We start from the raw sequence: 13686 nt of genomic DNA on the forward strand, positions 1-13686 counted from the left end.
CACCGGGGACCGACTCACTCTGTGAACTGATCGAGGGTCGTGTAGAGGCCGTCGCGGACGTCGCTCACCAGCGGTCCGTCGATGTCGAGACCGAGCACGTCGAGGGCGGCTCGTCCGACGCGATCGCGTTCGTCGGCGGGGGAGTAGACGCCGAGACGCCACTGGGCGTACTGGGCCGCACGGAGCGCGTCGACGAGCGGGGACTGGTAGCCGAGTCGGCGAACCTCCCCGTTGACGAGGACGCGCGTCGTCGATTCCGCCATCGACGGACGCTCCGGCACGTCGACGATCACGTGATCGGCCGGTACGTCGGCCCGATCGGCGATCTCGCGCTCGAATCGACGGACGGTCTCGTGCGTCGCCTCGATGATTCCACCGGGCACGTCGTCGATTTCGGCCCACACGGCCCGTTTGTGCAGCCGTCGGTCGTCGAGTCTGCGAACGAGCGGTCGACTCGCCGCACACTGACGCAGGGCGACGACGAGTTCGTAATCGTCCATTCGAGCGATCGTTTCGGCGTCCACCGCATCCGCGTCGAGCAGCGTCTCGGTCGCCCGCCGCAGCATCGCTTTGCTGATTCGGGCGACACTGTGGCTATAGACGGTCGGATTCATCAGCGCCCGGGCGACGAGTAGACTCTCGGCGGCCTGGACGTTTCCCGCTCCGAGGACGAGTTCGCCGTCGACGAACCGAAGTTCGCGGACGAGGCGACCGTGATCGATCGTCCCGTAGGGAACGCCGGTGTGGTGGGCGTCACGGACGAGGTAGTCCATCCGGTCGACGTCGAGTTCTCCCGAGACGAGCTGGCCGAACTCCCCGTCACCAGCGACGAGATCGGCGATTCGGGCCGGATCGAGGTCGTGATCGTGGAGGACTGTGCCGATCTCGCCGTCGGAGAGGAGTGCGTGAACGTCGTCGTGGTAGCGACCGGTGTGGCGCTGGATGAGGTCCTCGACGTTGTGACTGAACGGGCCGTGTCCGACGTCGTGGAGCATGGACGCCGCCGTGATTCGGTCCGCCTGGACGCCTTCGATGCCGAGTTGATCCAGGGCCTCACAGGCGAGGTGGTAGACGCCGAGGCTGTGTTCGAAGCGCGTGTGGTTGGCCGAGGGATAGACGAGCGAGACGGTGCCGAGCTGGGAGATGCGTCGTAACCGCTGCAGCGCCGGGGTGTCGAGCAGCGCCCGCGCGACGCCGTCCACGGCGATGTGATCGTGGACGCTGTCCTTGATGACCTTCATTACCCGACCATCGTCGGCGACGCATAAAACAATCACCGGCCTGGCGGGCCAGCGGGAGGTGGCTCCGGGTTTCCCATCGGCGTCGACAGCGGAACGTGAGAGACCGACTGGACAGTCGGGAGTCTATCTCTACGGCCCATCCAACTCGGGTACCGGTTCCCACGTGCCACGTTCGTCGCTCGCTTCGATCGACGCCAGTACCCGTTGGGCCGCCAGTCCGGCGTCGAACGAAGGATCGAACGACGTTCCATCCGCGACCGCCTGCAGGAAGGCGGCGTTCTCGTGGACGAAGGTGTGTTCCCACCCGAGGACGTGCCCGGGCGGCCACCAGTGGTCGACGTAGGGGTCGTCCTCGTCGGTCACGAGAATCGTCTCGAACCCTCGATTCTCTGGGCGCAGCACCTCGAGTTCGTTGAGCCGTTCGAGCGAGAACCCGAGACTGCCCTCGCTCCCGTGGATCTCGATCCTGTGATCGTTCGTGTGCCCGGGGGCGATCCGGGACCCTTCGAGGACTCCGATCGCGCCATCGGTGAACGCGAGCTGGGCGGTGTAGTCGTCGTCGACGGTGACTGATCGCATCTCACCGGAGCCCTCGACCGGGCGCTCGTCGACCGCCGTACGCAGGTGGCCGCTCACGCGGTCGATCTCTCCGCCGCCAGGTGCGTCACCGACGAGAAACCGTACGAGATCGACCGTGTGCGCGCCGAGATCGCCGAGCGCACCGGATCCCGCCAGTTCTGCATCGGTACGCCACGACCACGGCGCTTCAGGATCGACGAGCCAGTCCTGGAGGTAGCGTCCCCGTACCGTTCGAATCTCGCCGAGTTCGCCGTCCCTGATCAGTTCGCGCGCGTACCGGATCGCCGGGACGAACCGGTAGTTGAAGCCACACGCCGTGGGGACGCCCGCCGAACGCGCCGCCTCAGTCATCGCCTCCGCGTCCGCGAGCGTCGCCGCGAGCGGCTTCTCTGAGAAGACGGGCACACCCGCTTCGAGCGCGGCGATGGATGGCTCGGCGTGGAGAAAATTCGGTCCCAGATTGTAGAAAACGTCGACGTCGTCGACGACGGATCGCCAGTCCGTCGCCGTTCGGTCGAACCCGAGTCGCGATCGAGCGTCTTCGAGCGCCGCCTCGTCGCGACCGATCAGGACGTCCCGATTAACGGCCGGAGTCTCGGGAAAGAACATCGGAAGACGTGCCAGTGCGTTCGCGTGCGCCCGGCCCATGAATCGATACCCCAGGATGCCGACGTCGAGCGTCATAGCGCTCGTTCACCGACGTGACGGAAAGGGATTTTTCAGCGTCGCTTACCGATCGGCAGACAGGTATCGGGTTGCCATCGCCCGATCGTCGCCCGATCGGTTCACTCGACACCCTCGGTCCAGAACGGCGAGTCGGCGTCCGCTCGGAAGACGATCGGCGCCAGGAACTCGATCGCCTTCTCGAGGCCGTCGACCGAATCAGTCAGTGAATCCTCGTGTTCGATGCTGATCGCGCCGTCGTAGCCGACCAGTCGCAGCGTCGAGATCACGTCTTTCCAGTGGCGGGCGCCGTGCCCGTAGCCGACGGTTCGAAACAACCAGGACCGCTCTGACTCGTCTTCGAACGGCGTCGTGTCGAGCACGCCACGCACGCGCGCGTTCGCGTCGTACCTGCGGGTGTCTTTCGCGTGGACGTGGTGAATCGCGTCGTGGTCGCCGAGGTACCGGATCGCGTCCGTGATCGAGATCCCCTGCCAGTAGAAGTGAGACGGATCGAGGTTGGCGCCGATACGATCTGTGGTCTCCTCGCGTAACCGGAGCACGCCCGTCGGTTCGTAGACGAGCATGTTCGGGTGTGCTTCGATCGCGACGTCGACTCCGTGATCGTCGGCGTACGCAGCGAGCTCCGACCAGTAGTCGATCGCCAGGTCCCACTGGTAGGACAGCGCCGAGGCGTGCTCGGGCGGCCAGGGGGCCGTGATCCAGTTGGGAGTCTCGTCGTTCGGCCCGCCCGCCGGGAGGCCGGAGAAGCACGTCACGGTCTCTACGTCGAGGTGGTCCGCCAGGCGGATCGTCTCTCGCAGTTCGGTATCGGCGCGCGCCGCCCGCTCGTCGTCCGGGTGAAGCGGATTGTTGTGCGTCGCCAGCGCGCTGATGAACATACCGTGCTCGTCTAGCGTCCGGCGGAGGTCGTCCCGTGCGCTCTCGTCGTCCAGATAGGTCTCCCGGCGCAGGTGGTCCTCCCCGGGAAACCCACCGACGCCCGGTTCGACCGCGGTCACGCCGCGGTCGGCCAGAAACGCGAGTGCGTCGGCGAACGACCGGTCGGCCAGTGCTGGCGTGTGGACACCGAGATCCATGCGTCGTTCGACCACGGGCCCGGCGATAAAACCCGAACCACCCGCCGACGCGGCGCGGTCGTCCGCAAATCGACGATCGATATCGGCCACGGAGCGAGCGACGCATCACCGGACACCGTCCTGATCCGACGGCCGTCGACGGACTACTCGATCGATACCGCGTCGCCCCGCTCGCTCGACCGGTAGATCGCCTGGATTACGCGTTGTACCGTGAGGGCCTGGTCGACGTTCGAGACGTCGACGTCGTCGAGGATGGCGTCGAAGAACGCCTGCTGTTCTTCCCGATGGGTGTCGACATCCCGCGTCCTGACCGACGTGTCTTCGAGGGCTGCGGGTCCGTTCGTTCGCGCGCGGTGGATGGTCAACTCGTGATCGATGAGATCGAACCTGGCCGCTGCCTTCGTCCCGTGAACGACGAACTCGTGCGTCGCCGGGCGGTTGGTCGCCCACGCGACCTCCAGCGAGATCGTCTGGTCGCCGTCGGTCCGGACGAACGCGCTCGCGGAATCGTCCACGTCGAACGCGTCCCCACCCGCGTCTTCGCCCCACATCTCGAGGAACACGTAATCGTCTCGCCGCCCGAAGTCCGATCGGGCCATTCCGAGCACGACGGACGGGGTCGGAAAGCCGAGGAGGTACAGGGCGAGGTCGATTGCGTGGACGCCGAGGTCGATCAGTGCACCGCCTCCGGCCCGTTCCTGGTGGGTGAACCACGTCCCCCGGCCGGGGACCCCTCGTCGCCGAACGTAGTTCGCCTCGACGTGTCGTACCACGCCGAGTTCGCCGCGTTCGATCCGATCGCGGACGACTCCGGCGGTGTTCGAGAAGCGATTGTTGAACCCGACCATGCAGAAGGCGTCGGATGCCGCTTCGGCTGCCACGATGCGATCGGCGCTGTCGACCGTGTGAGCGAGCGGCTTCTCCAGGAGCACGTGGATGTCGCGTTCGAGCGCTTCGACCGCGTAGGGTTCGTGATATTCGTTCGGCGTCGTGACGACGACCGCGTCTGCGTCCTCGTAGAGCGGTTCACCACGGTCGTACGTCGGGACGTCGTACCGGCTTTCGAAGCGCTCTCGTGCACGCGGATCGATGTCGACCCCGCCGACGAGCGTCACGCCGATATCCAGCAATCGCTGGGCGTGGTACTGGCCGATGTTCCCGAGCCCGACGATCCCCGTCCGAACGGTCGATCGATCTCGTGTCATGATGGCGGCGGGGCCGGCGCATGCGTTGCTACGACGGCGAACACCTTTGATTCGTCGGACGGTCTCACACACCGAGTTCGGTGTCCGAACGGCCGATCGGTCCGGTCGGACCCGCGAACGACCGTGGCCGACCGACAGACCGGTCGACCAGCACAGGCGCACGCGTCTGCGGGTCAGAACGCTTAACAGACGAGGCGGAGAGTATCAGTTCATGCGAGGCGTCGAACCGATCCTTCGGGAGCTTTTCACGTCGAGGATCCTTTCAACGCTGCCCGGCCCGCTCGGATCCGTAGCGGCCGAAAACGAACGCGTAGTTCGTGTTCTCGGTGCGATCGCCGTCCTCGTCGTGGGATGGTACGCCTCGAAACTGGTCGTGCGTCTCGCCGGCCGAACCGTCGCCCAGCGGATCGAACGCCCCAGCGTCACGCGATCCGTCTTGCGGGCGATTCGTCTCTCGGTCGTCGGCCTGGCCCTGGTCGTCGCCGCCGGCGTCCTCGGAGTCGGCAACGTCGAGATCCTGCTCTCCGTCGGTGTCCTCTCTGCCGTCCTGGCCGTCGTCCTCGCTCCACTCATCGGTAGTCTCATCCACGGCCTGTTCATCCTCACCGACCGACCGTTCGAGATCGGTGACATGATCGAACTCGTCGACCAGGAACACGTCGGCTTCGTCGAAGACATCACGATCCGGTACACGAAGATCGTCACCCTCCAGAACACCATCCTCGTCGTACCCAACAGCGACATCCACGAGCGAGACGTCCTGAACTACTCGGCCGAAGACGAGCGAACCCGGGTCTCGATCGAGTTCGAGATCACCTACGAGAGCGACCTCGACCGGGCGATCACGCTCGCCGAACGAGCGGCCCGGTCGGTCGACGTGGTCGTCAGCGGCGGGCCGGACGTGCGTGTCGGGAGCGCGCGGTACGCTGCTGGGCCGCTCTGTGACGTCCAGTCGTACGCCGATAGCGGTATCGCGTTGACGCTTCGGTTCTGGGTAAAGGAACCCTACAAGCTGACGCGCGCCAGATCGGCCGTCGCACGGGCCGTTCGAGCGAAATTCGCTGACGCGGCCGTCGAATTCGCCTATCCGCACCGCCAGCTCGTGTTCGAAGACGCAGCGGCCAGAACGACTGTCGCCCGATCCGAAGAGGGTTCGAGTGACGCGACCGACGAACGATCCGAGTGAGCACTCGAACGGGAACCGACCGGTCGACCGAGCCGTCACACCGGCGTGAAAACGGTCGCTGGTACTATCGCTACGCGTCGGCAGAGACGGAACGGACGCCGGTTAGACGGCGTGTCGAATTGCTGGCCGCGAGCGACGGGTTTCGCGGTCCGGGGCGACCATCAGGAGGGAGCCGCTTCTGCGGTGACGACTTCGCAGTCGAGGTTGTGCTGGAGGTACTCGACGATGTTCGGGTTGTTCGTTAGTCGACGGAGGAGCCGTCGCCACAGTGTCCGCTGTTCTCGACCGACCACGACGACGTCCGCGTCTTCCGCGGCGACTTCGTCGAGGATGCTCTCTTCGACGAGGAAACCGGTCCGGACGACGAAGCGCGCCGTGCCGATGGGGCCGAACGCCCGTTCGACCGCCTCTTTGAGCTCGCGACGGGTGACGCTGTGGCCGTTCTGATAGAGGTTGACGTGTAGCACCGTCAGATCCGCTTCGCGTTCGTCCATCAGTTCGATCGCACGCTCCAGTGTGGCCTTCGAACGATGGTCGAGAGGAAATCGAACCGGGGCCACGATTAACGTCATTAGCGCTGAGGACGAGACCACCGCAGGTAAACCTTTCAGTTTCCGGGGTCGTCCCCCGCTAGTGGACGGATGCGTCGGCGTACGGTCGGACGAGAGAGACACGATGAGACACGATTTTAGTCGTCGGACACCAATCGATTTGCATGGAACCGATCGAAACGGACGCTGCGGGGACGTTATACCTGTCACGGTCGGACGGCGACCGCGGATCGAAGGGACCCTTCTTCGGTGTCTACGCCACTCGAACCGGTGACGACAAATTCGGGTGGTTCTGTAGCGCCTGTGAATCGGTCGACACGGCGATGGACGCCATGGGTCGCATTCAGTGCAACGAGTGTGGCAACCTCCGAAAACCAACCGAGTGGGATGCCGCCCACGAGTGAACCGCTGGTCCGGACCCGCCGACCGATTCGGTCCCCTCGTAACACGCAACCAAACCCAGAATCGATGCGATCGACAGTCAAACCGTGAAGGGGAGAATATCGACGGATAGCGCCGTCGTGCACGGCGATAGAGTGTGGCGTGCAAACGTTTATCATACCTGCGCGTGTATGTCGGCGTGGAATGGGTTCCGGTACCACGCCACTCGCCGAACGGGCACGATCGATTTTTACCGAACTCGGATACGCCGTCGACGGAGACGGGTCGGACTTTCGGGCGGAACGCGCGTGGAAGGTCGTCCACGTCAGTACGACGGCGTCAGTCGACGACGACGCGACGGACGGCTACCGGTGTTTCGTCGCCGAACCCGACGACGCGTCCGACTTACAACACCGGCTCGAGCGACGGCAACCGGCCTACGAGTGGGCCATCATCGTCGCAGACGGCGACGACTACCAGGTCGAGCGCGCACCGCCTGTATCGGCGTAGGGTGGCGAAGTCACACCGCCATCTGAGGGACAAAACGACCCGCCCCATTCACCGTGGGGTGTCGCGTACCCCTCCCACCAGCGACGCGAACGCGCGGTCGAGTACACTCGAGGCAGGCCGTACACGTGACCAGAACGAGGAATACGGTGGATAAAACCCGAGAGGACGGCACGAGGCCCGAGCGTGTGATCCGGGGATCGACACCGCCTCACGAGAGACGGGTTCCACATCCGAACGTCGAACGCACAGGCATCAGACAGCGATCGGCTCGTCTACCGGAGCGATTCGCGAACCGCACGAACGCCGGCGTCCGTATCGACGTCGGCGCCCGCCTCCGCCAGCGCGTCGCCGAGCGCGGTGACGGTGAGCACGACGTTCTCCGGGCGCGCGGCGTGACCCATACAGCCGATGCGGAATATCTCGCCTGCCAGATCGCCGAGGCCACCGGCGATCTCGAGATCGTAGCCCTCGAGGACCGCGTCGCAAATCGCCCCGTCGTCGACGCCCTCGGGGACGCACACGGCGTTCAGGCTCGGTAACCAGTACGCATCCGGTGCGTTCATCGCGAGGCCCATCGCCTCGACGCCGGCTTTCAGCGCACTCGCGAGACGTTCGTGACGCTCCCACCGTGCTTCGATCCCCTCCTCTGCGACGAGGCGGAGGGCCTCTCGCAGCGCGTAGACGTTCGTGATCGGCGCGGTGTGGTGATACGCGCGTTCGTCACCCCAGTATCCCTCGAGGAGTGAGAGGTCGAGGTACCACGACCGCGGGTCCGTCTCGCGATCGAGTACCTTCGCCATGGCCTCGTCGGAGAGCGTCAGGGGACTCGCGCCCGGGGGGCAGGAGAGACACTTCTGCGGACCGGCGTACGCGACGTCGACGTTCCAGTCGTCGACCCGGAGTTCGACGCCGCCGAGAGACGTGACCGTGTCGGCGACGACGAAGGCGTCGTGATCGTGAGCCGCCTCGGTCAGCACCGGTACGTCGGGTTGCAACACCCCAGTGCTCGTCTCCGCGTGGACGAAGCCGAAGACGTCCGGATCGTGCGCCGCCAGTGCCGACTCGACGTCAGCAGGGTCGAGCGGTTCGCCCCACGGCGCGTCGACCGTGACGACGTCGCCCCCGGCGCGACGAGCCATCGACGCCATCCGGTCGCCGAAGTAGCCGTTCGACGGGACGAGCACGGTGTCACCCGGTTCGACCAGGTTTCCGAACGCCGCCTCCATCGCGGCCGAACCCGTCCCCGAGACGGGGATCGTCCACTCGTTGTCCGTCCGGAACGTGTACCGGAGCAGGTCCTGCACCTCGTCCATCAGCTCGACGAACGAGGGGTCCAGGTGACCGACCAGTGGCGTACTCATCGCCCGCAACACGCGCGGGTGAACGTCGCTCGGACCGGGCCCCATGAGTGTTCGATTCGGCGGATCGAGCTCGGCGACAGCCGGAGCCGCTTCGGCCGACGACGTAGCGTTCTCTCCCATGAGCCAGTCCTGCCCCGGCACCCCCAAAGGCCTACCGAACCCGGCCAGACACGTGATGTCGCCGCGTCTATGTGTCTCACGCACCGCTTATTTACCTCGCCTGCGTACGATTCGGACTGTGTTCGTCGGACACGCCCTGTTCGCGTTCGCCGTCGCCGCCCTCGTCGCCGACCGGTGGGGCTGGCACCGACGCCAGGCGCTCGCCGTCGGGATCGTCGCCGGCGCGTTCGCGACGCTCCCCGACGTCGACGTCGCCTACGCGTTCGTCGGGCTCCTCCGCTGGATCACGACGGACGGAGCGCTCTCTGCGCCCACCGCGTTCTGGGACGCCAGTCGTGCCACCCACCGATCCGTGACCCACTCGCTCGTCACCGGCGCGATCGCAGCCGCATCGTTCGCGTTGCTCGCGCGCTCACTCACGGCCGATCGGTCAGTACCGGCGATTGGTGGTTCGCTCGGACTCGTTGCTATTCTCCTCGCGCTCGCGATCGGAGCGGGACCGCTCGCTGGGGCAATGATGGCGCTCTTCCTGGCGACGGGCTGGGTGCTCACCCGACTGGCCACCCACCGTACCACCCTCTCCGCACCGACGATCGGACTCGCCGCCCTCTGGGGACTGTGGTCGCATCCGTGGGGCGACCTGTTCACTGGCGAGCCACCAGCGTTCGCGTTCCCGATCGAAACCGCGTTCGTCGACTCTCGCGTGGTGATTTCGGGGGATCCGACACTCCACCTCCTCGGGGCGTTCGCGATCGAGCTCGCCACGGTCTGGCTCGCCCTCCTCGCACTCTACCGACTCACCGATCGAGCCGTGATCCCGGCGATCGACCGTCGCGCGACGGTGGGTTCCCTCTACGGCGTCACGGCGCTCGTCGCGACGCCACCGACGCTCGCCGTCTCCTATCACTTCGTGTACTCGATACTCGGCGTCGGGTTCCTCTTCGGGGCGATCAAAACGGCTCCGCTCCCGTCCCAGGTTCGCCTGCCGATCCGTTCGTCGCTCGGCCCGTCGATCCCGGGGAGCCGATCCGCCGCCCTCGACCGACTCACCGGCCGTACTCTCGCCGACAGACTCGGCGACGGCAGCTGGCTATCGAACGACGACGTCCTCGACGGCGCGCTCACCGCGGTCGCGGCCGTCACCGTCGCCCTCGCGACATACGGTGTGAGTTACGTCCTCGTCGTCGGGCCGTCGTAGCGGGCCGCCCCGGCGCCGGGGTTCCATACGCTTTTACCGGACCGGTCGGTATCCCTGCTCGTGGCTCGCGTCAGACTCGACGAGTTGCTCGGTGGCAGCAGAGCGAACGCGATCGTCTCGTGGCTGGTCGTCGCCGCCATCGCGGTCGGCGGTCTCACCGCGATCAGCGTCGAGCGACCGCTCTGGGTCGCATTCGCCGCCGCGCTCGTCGTCCTCGCGATCATACCGCCGGTGACACATCGGTCGTGGGACGTCATGCTCCCCTGGGAAGTGCTCCTCCTGGCCGCCCTGCCGATGGTCGAACTGGCGCTGGGGACTGCCCGGACGGGCGGTCACTTCACCTCGTACCTCTCGGTCGCGGCGGTCGCGCTCGTCGTCGCGGTCGAACTGCAGGCGTTTACCAGCGTCGAGATGACGTCCGGATTCGCCGTCGTCTTCGTCGCGATCGCGACCATGGCAACGGCGGCCCTCTGGGCGCTGCTGCGCTGGTGGCTCTCCGGGCTCCTCGGCGTCCCGTTCCCGACCGATCACGACGTCATTATGTGGGAGTTCGTCTACTCGACCCTGGCTGGACTCGGCGCCGGAGCGGTGTTCGAACTGTACTTCAGGCGGCTCGATCGCGCCGGAGGGGGACCAGCTGACGAATCGACGGCCGGAACGGAGGCCCTCGATGTCTAGGGTCCGATCGTTCTTCGCATCGACCCGACGGCAGCGTCAGCTCACGTACCTGATGGAACTGAGCCTGATCGGAATGGTGTTCATCGGAATCGATCGCGGCGACGTCGGCCTGCTCGTCAACGTGGGCGTGGCGGTCGCCGTGACGCAGTTACCGCCGATCCTCGAACGCGATTACGAGATTCCGATGGATCCACGGCTCACGCTGTGGATTACGAGCGCGGTCTTCCTGCACGCCCTCGGAACCGTCGGTCCCCCGGGCGGGACGGCAACGTTCTACAGCCAGGTCTGGTGGTGGGACCACGTCACGCACGCCCTTTCGGCCTCACTGGTGGCCGCCGTGGGCTACGCCACCGTTCGGGCCCTCCACGAACACGCAGACGGCATCTACTTCCCGGATCGCTTCATCGCCGTCTTCATCCTCCTGTTCGTCCTCGCGTTCGGTGTTCTCTGGGAGGTCCTCGAGTTCGCGATCGCGCTCGCCGCCGAGCGGATGGGGACGGGAACCGTACTCACCCAATACGGGCTCGAAGACACCATGATGGACCTGGTATTCAATTCCATCGGCGGCCTCGTCGTCGCCGCCTGGGGCGGGGTCTACCTCTCCGACGTCGTCGACGCGCTCCGCCAGCGCCTCGACGGTGAGCGAACCGCTCGATAGCGAGAACGGCCGGGTGGATTTATGTCGACGGTCGTGGTAGTCGAGGAGGCAATGGTTTTCAAGAAGATCACGCTGATCGGAACGAGCGAGGAGAGCTTCGAGGCGGCGACCGACAACGCGATCGATCGCGCGGAGTCGACCCTCCAGAACGTACACTGGGTCGAAGTCGACGAACTCGGCGTCGAACTCGCGTCGGTCGCAGACAGACAGTACCAGGCCGAGGTCACCGTCGCCTTCGAACTCGAAGAGTAACAGCCCCCGTCGTGAACGGAGCGGAATCGAAGGTAGTCGCCGGTTCATCTCCTGGGAACAGCCGATCGGATGTTCCTGAGAGGGCCGTTCGTGTGCTAGAGATGGCCGATTGAGTGTGACAGAGCGTGCTGATCGAGTGTGTCAGAGACAGCCGAACGGACGTTCCAGAGACGGTCGGTCGTGGAGCGCGTCAGGTTCGGAACGACTCGCCGCACCCGCACTCGCTGACGACGTTCGGGTTCTCGACGTGGAACCCTTCTGCCTGCAATCCGGATTCGAAGTCGAGGACGCTCCCCTCGATGTACTTCATGCTCGCCGGATCGACGAAGACGCGCAGGCCGTGGTGTTCGTAGATCGTGTCGTCCTCGTCCGGTTCGTCGTCGAAGCGCATGCCGTAGGACAGTCCCGCACAGCCACCTTGCTGGACGAACAGCCGAAGTCCGGAGATGTCGGTATCCAGTCCCTCGTCTTCGATGAGAGACAGGGCCTGTTCGGCGGCGGATTCGGTGACGTCGATCTGCGCCGTGGCGTCACCGCCAGTGGCCGGTTCCGTACTCATGGTGGGTGATACTGCGGCGACGGTGTTAACAGTGACGCCTCCGGCCGTCGACGGCGACACAGATTTGGGTCGGACGTGGTTCGTCGGTGACACCGGTGAGCGACGACTCTGAGACCCGCCTGTCTCGGGCTACTCCTCGAGTCTCCGTCGAACGCTCTCGGCGTGGGCGTCGAGGCCCTCGGCGTCGGCAAGCGTCGTGATGGTGTCGGACAACGCTGCCAACCCGTCACGGGAGAGGCGCTGGACAGTCGTCGCCCGGAGAAACGTCTCCACGGCGAGACCGCCGGTCACCCGCGCGCCGCCGCCCGTCGGGAGGACGTGGTTCGTCCCGCTCGCATAGTCACCGGCAGCGACCGGTGTGTACGGGCCGAGAAAGACGCTTCCGGCACTGTCGATCCGATCGAGGATCGCCTCGTCGTCGGCGGCGTGGATCGCAAGGTGTTCGGGGGCGTAGGACTCCGCGAAGAGGATCGCCTCGCTCATCGATCGCGCGAGGAAGACCCCACTTGCGTCGTTCGAGAGGGCACCTTCGACGACGTCCGCGCGAACCTGCTCGGGAGACCGGGCCGCGAGTTCGTCGGCGATCGCCTCGGCCGTCTCCTCGTCGTCGGTCACGGCGACGACCGACGCGTTCGGATCGTGTTCTGCCTGCGCGAGCAGCTCGTCTGCCACGTTCGACGCGTTGGCCGTCTCGTCGGCGATCACGAGGACCTCGCTCGGCCCGGCGAGGAGGTCGATCTCGACGTCTCCTCGTACCTCGGCCTTGGCGGCCGTCACCCACCGATTCCCGGGGCCGACGACCTTCTGTACGCGGTCGACCGTCTCCGTTCCGTAGGCGAGTGCCGAGACACCCTGCGCACCACCGACGGTGTAGACGGCGTCCGCGCCCGCGGCGTGGATCGCGCCCAGGGTGGCTGGGTTCGGGTCGTCCGCGGGCGGCGTGACGACCGCAACGTGCTCGACGCCGGCGACTACGGCCGGGACGATTCCCATGATCGCGCTCGAAGGATACGCCGCCGCGCCACCCGGCACGTAGACGCCGACCCGGTCGATCGGTCGGAACCGTCGGCCCAGTTCGCGTCCCGAATCGAACGTCTCGCGCCAGTCGTCTGGCAGCTGGGCCCGGTGGAACGTCTCGACGTTCTCGATCGCGGTCTCGATCGCCGCCCGAACGTCGTCTTCGAGCGACTCCCAGGCTCGCTCGCAGCGATCCGTACAGTCGATGTTACCGACGGTCACCTCGTCGAACTCCTCGGAGAACGATCGAACGGCGACGTCACCCTCTTCGCGGACGCGCTCGACGATGTCGGCAACGTCGTCACGGACGCTGTCGATACCGGCGTCCCGATCGAACAGCGCCGACCGTTCTGTGGGGCCGAGCTCGGCGAGTTCCCGTACGTCGATGGTCATACGCGACCATCGGGCCACCGGGGAAAAACCGTTT

The 13686-nt window shown here is 66.0% G+C and carries 15 protein-coding genes; 7 read left to right on the forward strand and 8 right to left on the reverse strand.

What is annotated here, in order from left to right; all coding sequences use genetic code 11:
* Positions 1–14: 14 nt before the first annotated feature.
* From NO366_RS14255 to NO366_RS14270, 4 genes are all read right to left on the reverse strand, one after another.
* On the reverse strand, positions 15–1241 hold the full coding sequence (locus tag NO366_RS14255; RefSeq protein ID WP_256531453.1) for an HD domain-containing protein: 1227 nt from the start codon (positions 1239–1241) through the stop codon (positions 15–17).
* A 129-nt stretch (positions 1242–1370) separates the two neighbouring features.
* Positions 1371–2504: a Gfo/Idh/MocA family protein gene (locus tag NO366_RS14260; protein ID WP_256531454.1), complete on the reverse strand. Its 1134-nt coding sequence runs from the start codon at positions 2502–2504 to the stop codon at positions 1371–1373.
* Positions 2505–2605: 101 nt separating this feature from the next.
* Positions 2606–3583 carry a sugar phosphate isomerase/epimerase family protein gene (locus NO366_RS14265; protein ID WP_256531455.1) on the reverse strand — a complete coding sequence of 326 codons (978 nt, stop codon included), beginning with the start codon at positions 3581–3583 and terminating at the stop codon, positions 2606–2608.
* A gap of 143 nt (positions 3584–3726) precedes the next feature.
* A complete protein-coding gene (locus tag NO366_RS14270) occupies positions 3727–4839 on the reverse strand; it encodes a Gfo/Idh/MocA family protein (protein WP_256534031.1) in 1113 nt (370 codons plus the stop codon).
* A 160-nt stretch (positions 4840–4999) separates the two neighbouring features.
* Here NO366_RS14270 and NO366_RS14275 point away from each other — a divergent pair, with 160 nt between their 5' ends.
* Positions 5000–5974 carry a mechanosensitive ion channel family protein gene (locus tag NO366_RS14275; protein WP_256531456.1) on the forward strand — a complete coding sequence of 325 codons (975 nt, stop codon included), beginning with the start codon at positions 5000–5002 and terminating at the stop codon, positions 5972–5974.
* Between the two features lie 161 nt (positions 5975–6135).
* Here the strand turns inward: NO366_RS14275 and NO366_RS14280 are convergent, their stop codons facing one another.
* The gene (locus NO366_RS14280; RefSeq protein WP_256531457.1) at positions 6136–6546 is read right to left on the reverse strand and encodes a universal stress protein; all 411 of its coding nucleotides are present in this window, start codon (positions 6544–6546) and stop codon (positions 6136–6138) included.
* 143 nt (positions 6547–6689) lie between these two features.
* On the opposite strand from NO366_RS14280, the gene NO366_RS14285 reads away from it, so the two are divergent.
* Both NO366_RS14285 and NO366_RS14290 read left to right on the forward strand, forming a co-directional pair.
* On the forward strand, positions 6690–6929 hold the full coding sequence (locus NO366_RS14285) for a DUF5816 domain-containing protein (RefSeq protein WP_256531458.1): 240 nt from the start codon (positions 6690–6692) through the stop codon (positions 6927–6929).
* A gap of 181 nt (positions 6930–7110) precedes the next feature.
* On the forward strand, positions 7111–7416 hold the full coding sequence (locus NO366_RS14290; protein ID WP_256531459.1) for a DUF7116 family protein: 306 nt from the start codon (positions 7111–7113) through the stop codon (positions 7414–7416).
* 272 nt (positions 7417–7688) lie between these two features.
* Here NO366_RS14290 and NO366_RS14295 read toward each other — a convergent pair whose 3' ends face one another.
* The gene (locus NO366_RS14295) at positions 7689–8897 is read right to left on the reverse strand and encodes a pyridoxal-phosphate-dependent aminotransferase family protein (protein ID WP_256531460.1); all 1209 of its coding nucleotides are present in this window, start codon (positions 8895–8897) and stop codon (positions 7689–7691) included.
* A 118-nt stretch (positions 8898–9015) separates the two neighbouring features.
* On the opposite strand from NO366_RS14295, the gene NO366_RS14300 reads away from it, so the two are divergent.
* From NO366_RS14300 to NO366_RS14315, 4 genes are read left to right on the forward strand one after another with little or no spacing between them, the layout of a single operon-like run.
* Positions 9016–10095, forward strand: coding sequence for a metal-dependent hydrolase (locus NO366_RS14300; RefSeq protein WP_256531461.1), 1080 nt, complete (start codon positions 9016–9018; stop codon positions 10093–10095).
* Positions 10096–10155: 60 nt separating this feature from the next.
* The gene (locus NO366_RS14305) at positions 10156–10773 is read left to right on the forward strand and encodes a hypothetical protein (protein WP_256531462.1); all 618 of its coding nucleotides are present in this window, start codon (positions 10156–10158) and stop codon (positions 10771–10773) included.
* Positions 10766–11431: a DUF2238 domain-containing protein gene (locus NO366_RS14310; protein ID WP_256531463.1), complete on the forward strand. Its 666-nt coding sequence runs from the start codon at positions 10766–10768 to the stop codon at positions 11429–11431. The genes NO366_RS14305 and NO366_RS14310 overlap by 8 nt, the downstream gene beginning before the upstream one ends.
* A 51-nt stretch (positions 11432–11482) precedes the next feature.
* Positions 11483–11683, forward strand: coding sequence for a dodecin (locus NO366_RS14315; protein ID WP_256534032.1), 201 nt, complete (start codon positions 11483–11485; stop codon positions 11681–11683).
* Between the two features lie 190 nt (positions 11684–11873).
* Here NO366_RS14315 and NO366_RS14320 read toward each other — a convergent pair whose 3' ends face one another.
* Positions 11874–12242, reverse strand: a complete 369-nt coding sequence (locus tag NO366_RS14320) for a HesB/IscA family protein (protein WP_256531464.1) — start codon at positions 12240–12242, stop codon at positions 11874–11876.
* Between the two features lie 129 nt (positions 12243–12371).
* A complete protein-coding gene (gene hisD, locus NO366_RS14325) occupies positions 12372–13652 on the reverse strand; it encodes a histidinol dehydrogenase (protein ID WP_256531465.1) in 1281 nt (426 codons plus the stop codon).
* Positions 13653–13686: the final 34 nt, after the last annotated feature.

The organism is Halovivax cerinus, from assembly GCF_024498195.1.
Lineage (GTDB): Archaea > Halobacteriota > Halobacteria > Halobacteriales > Natrialbaceae > Halovivax > Halovivax cerinus.

What these genes read in the sequence shown, in the direction of transcription:
- NO366_RS14255 (WP_256531453.1), bottom strand. Translation starts at nt 1,241, where the DNA reads ATGAAGGTCATCAAGGACAGCGTCCACGATCACATCGCCGTGGACGGC.
- NO366_RS14260 (WP_256531454.1), bottom strand. Translation starts at nt 2,504, where the DNA reads ATGACGCTCGACGTCGGCATCCTGGGGTATCGATTCATGGGCCGGGCG.
- NO366_RS14265 (WP_256531455.1), bottom strand. Translation starts at nt 3,583, where the DNA reads ATGGATCTCGGTGTCCACACGCCAGCACTGGCCGACCGGTCGTTCGCC.
- NO366_RS14275 (WP_256531456.1), top strand. Translation starts at nt 5,000, where the DNA reads ATGCGAGGCGTCGAACCGATCCTTCGGGAGCTTTTCACGTCGAGGATC.
- NO366_RS14280 (WP_256531457.1), bottom strand. Translation starts at nt 6,546, where the DNA reads ATGACGTTAATCGTGGCCCCGGTTCGATTTCCTCTCGACCATCGTTCG.
- NO366_RS14285 (WP_256531458.1), top strand. Translation starts at nt 6,690, where the DNA reads ATGGAACCGATCGAAACGGACGCTGCGGGGACGTTATACCTGTCACGG.
- NO366_RS14290 (WP_256531459.1), top strand. Translation starts at nt 7,111, where the DNA reads ATGGGTTCCGGTACCACGCCACTCGCCGAACGGGCACGATCGATTTTT.
- NO366_RS14295 (WP_256531460.1), bottom strand. Translation starts at nt 8,897, where the DNA reads ATGGGAGAGAACGCTACGTCGTCGGCCGAAGCGGCTCCGGCTGTCGCC.
- NO366_RS14310 (WP_256531463.1), top strand. Translation starts at nt 10,766, where the DNA reads ATGTCTAGGGTCCGATCGTTCTTCGCATCGACCCGACGGCAGCGTCAG.
- NO366_RS14315 (WP_256534032.1), top strand. Translation starts at nt 11,483, where the DNA reads ATGGTTTTCAAGAAGATCACGCTGATCGGAACGAGCGAGGAGAGCTTC.
- NO366_RS14320 (WP_256531464.1), bottom strand. Translation starts at nt 12,242, where the DNA reads ATGAGTACGGAACCGGCCACTGGCGGTGACGCCACGGCGCAGATCGAC.
- hisD (WP_256531465.1), bottom strand. Translation starts at nt 13,652, where the DNA reads ATGACCATCGACGTACGGGAACTCGCCGAGCTCGGCCCCACAGAACGG.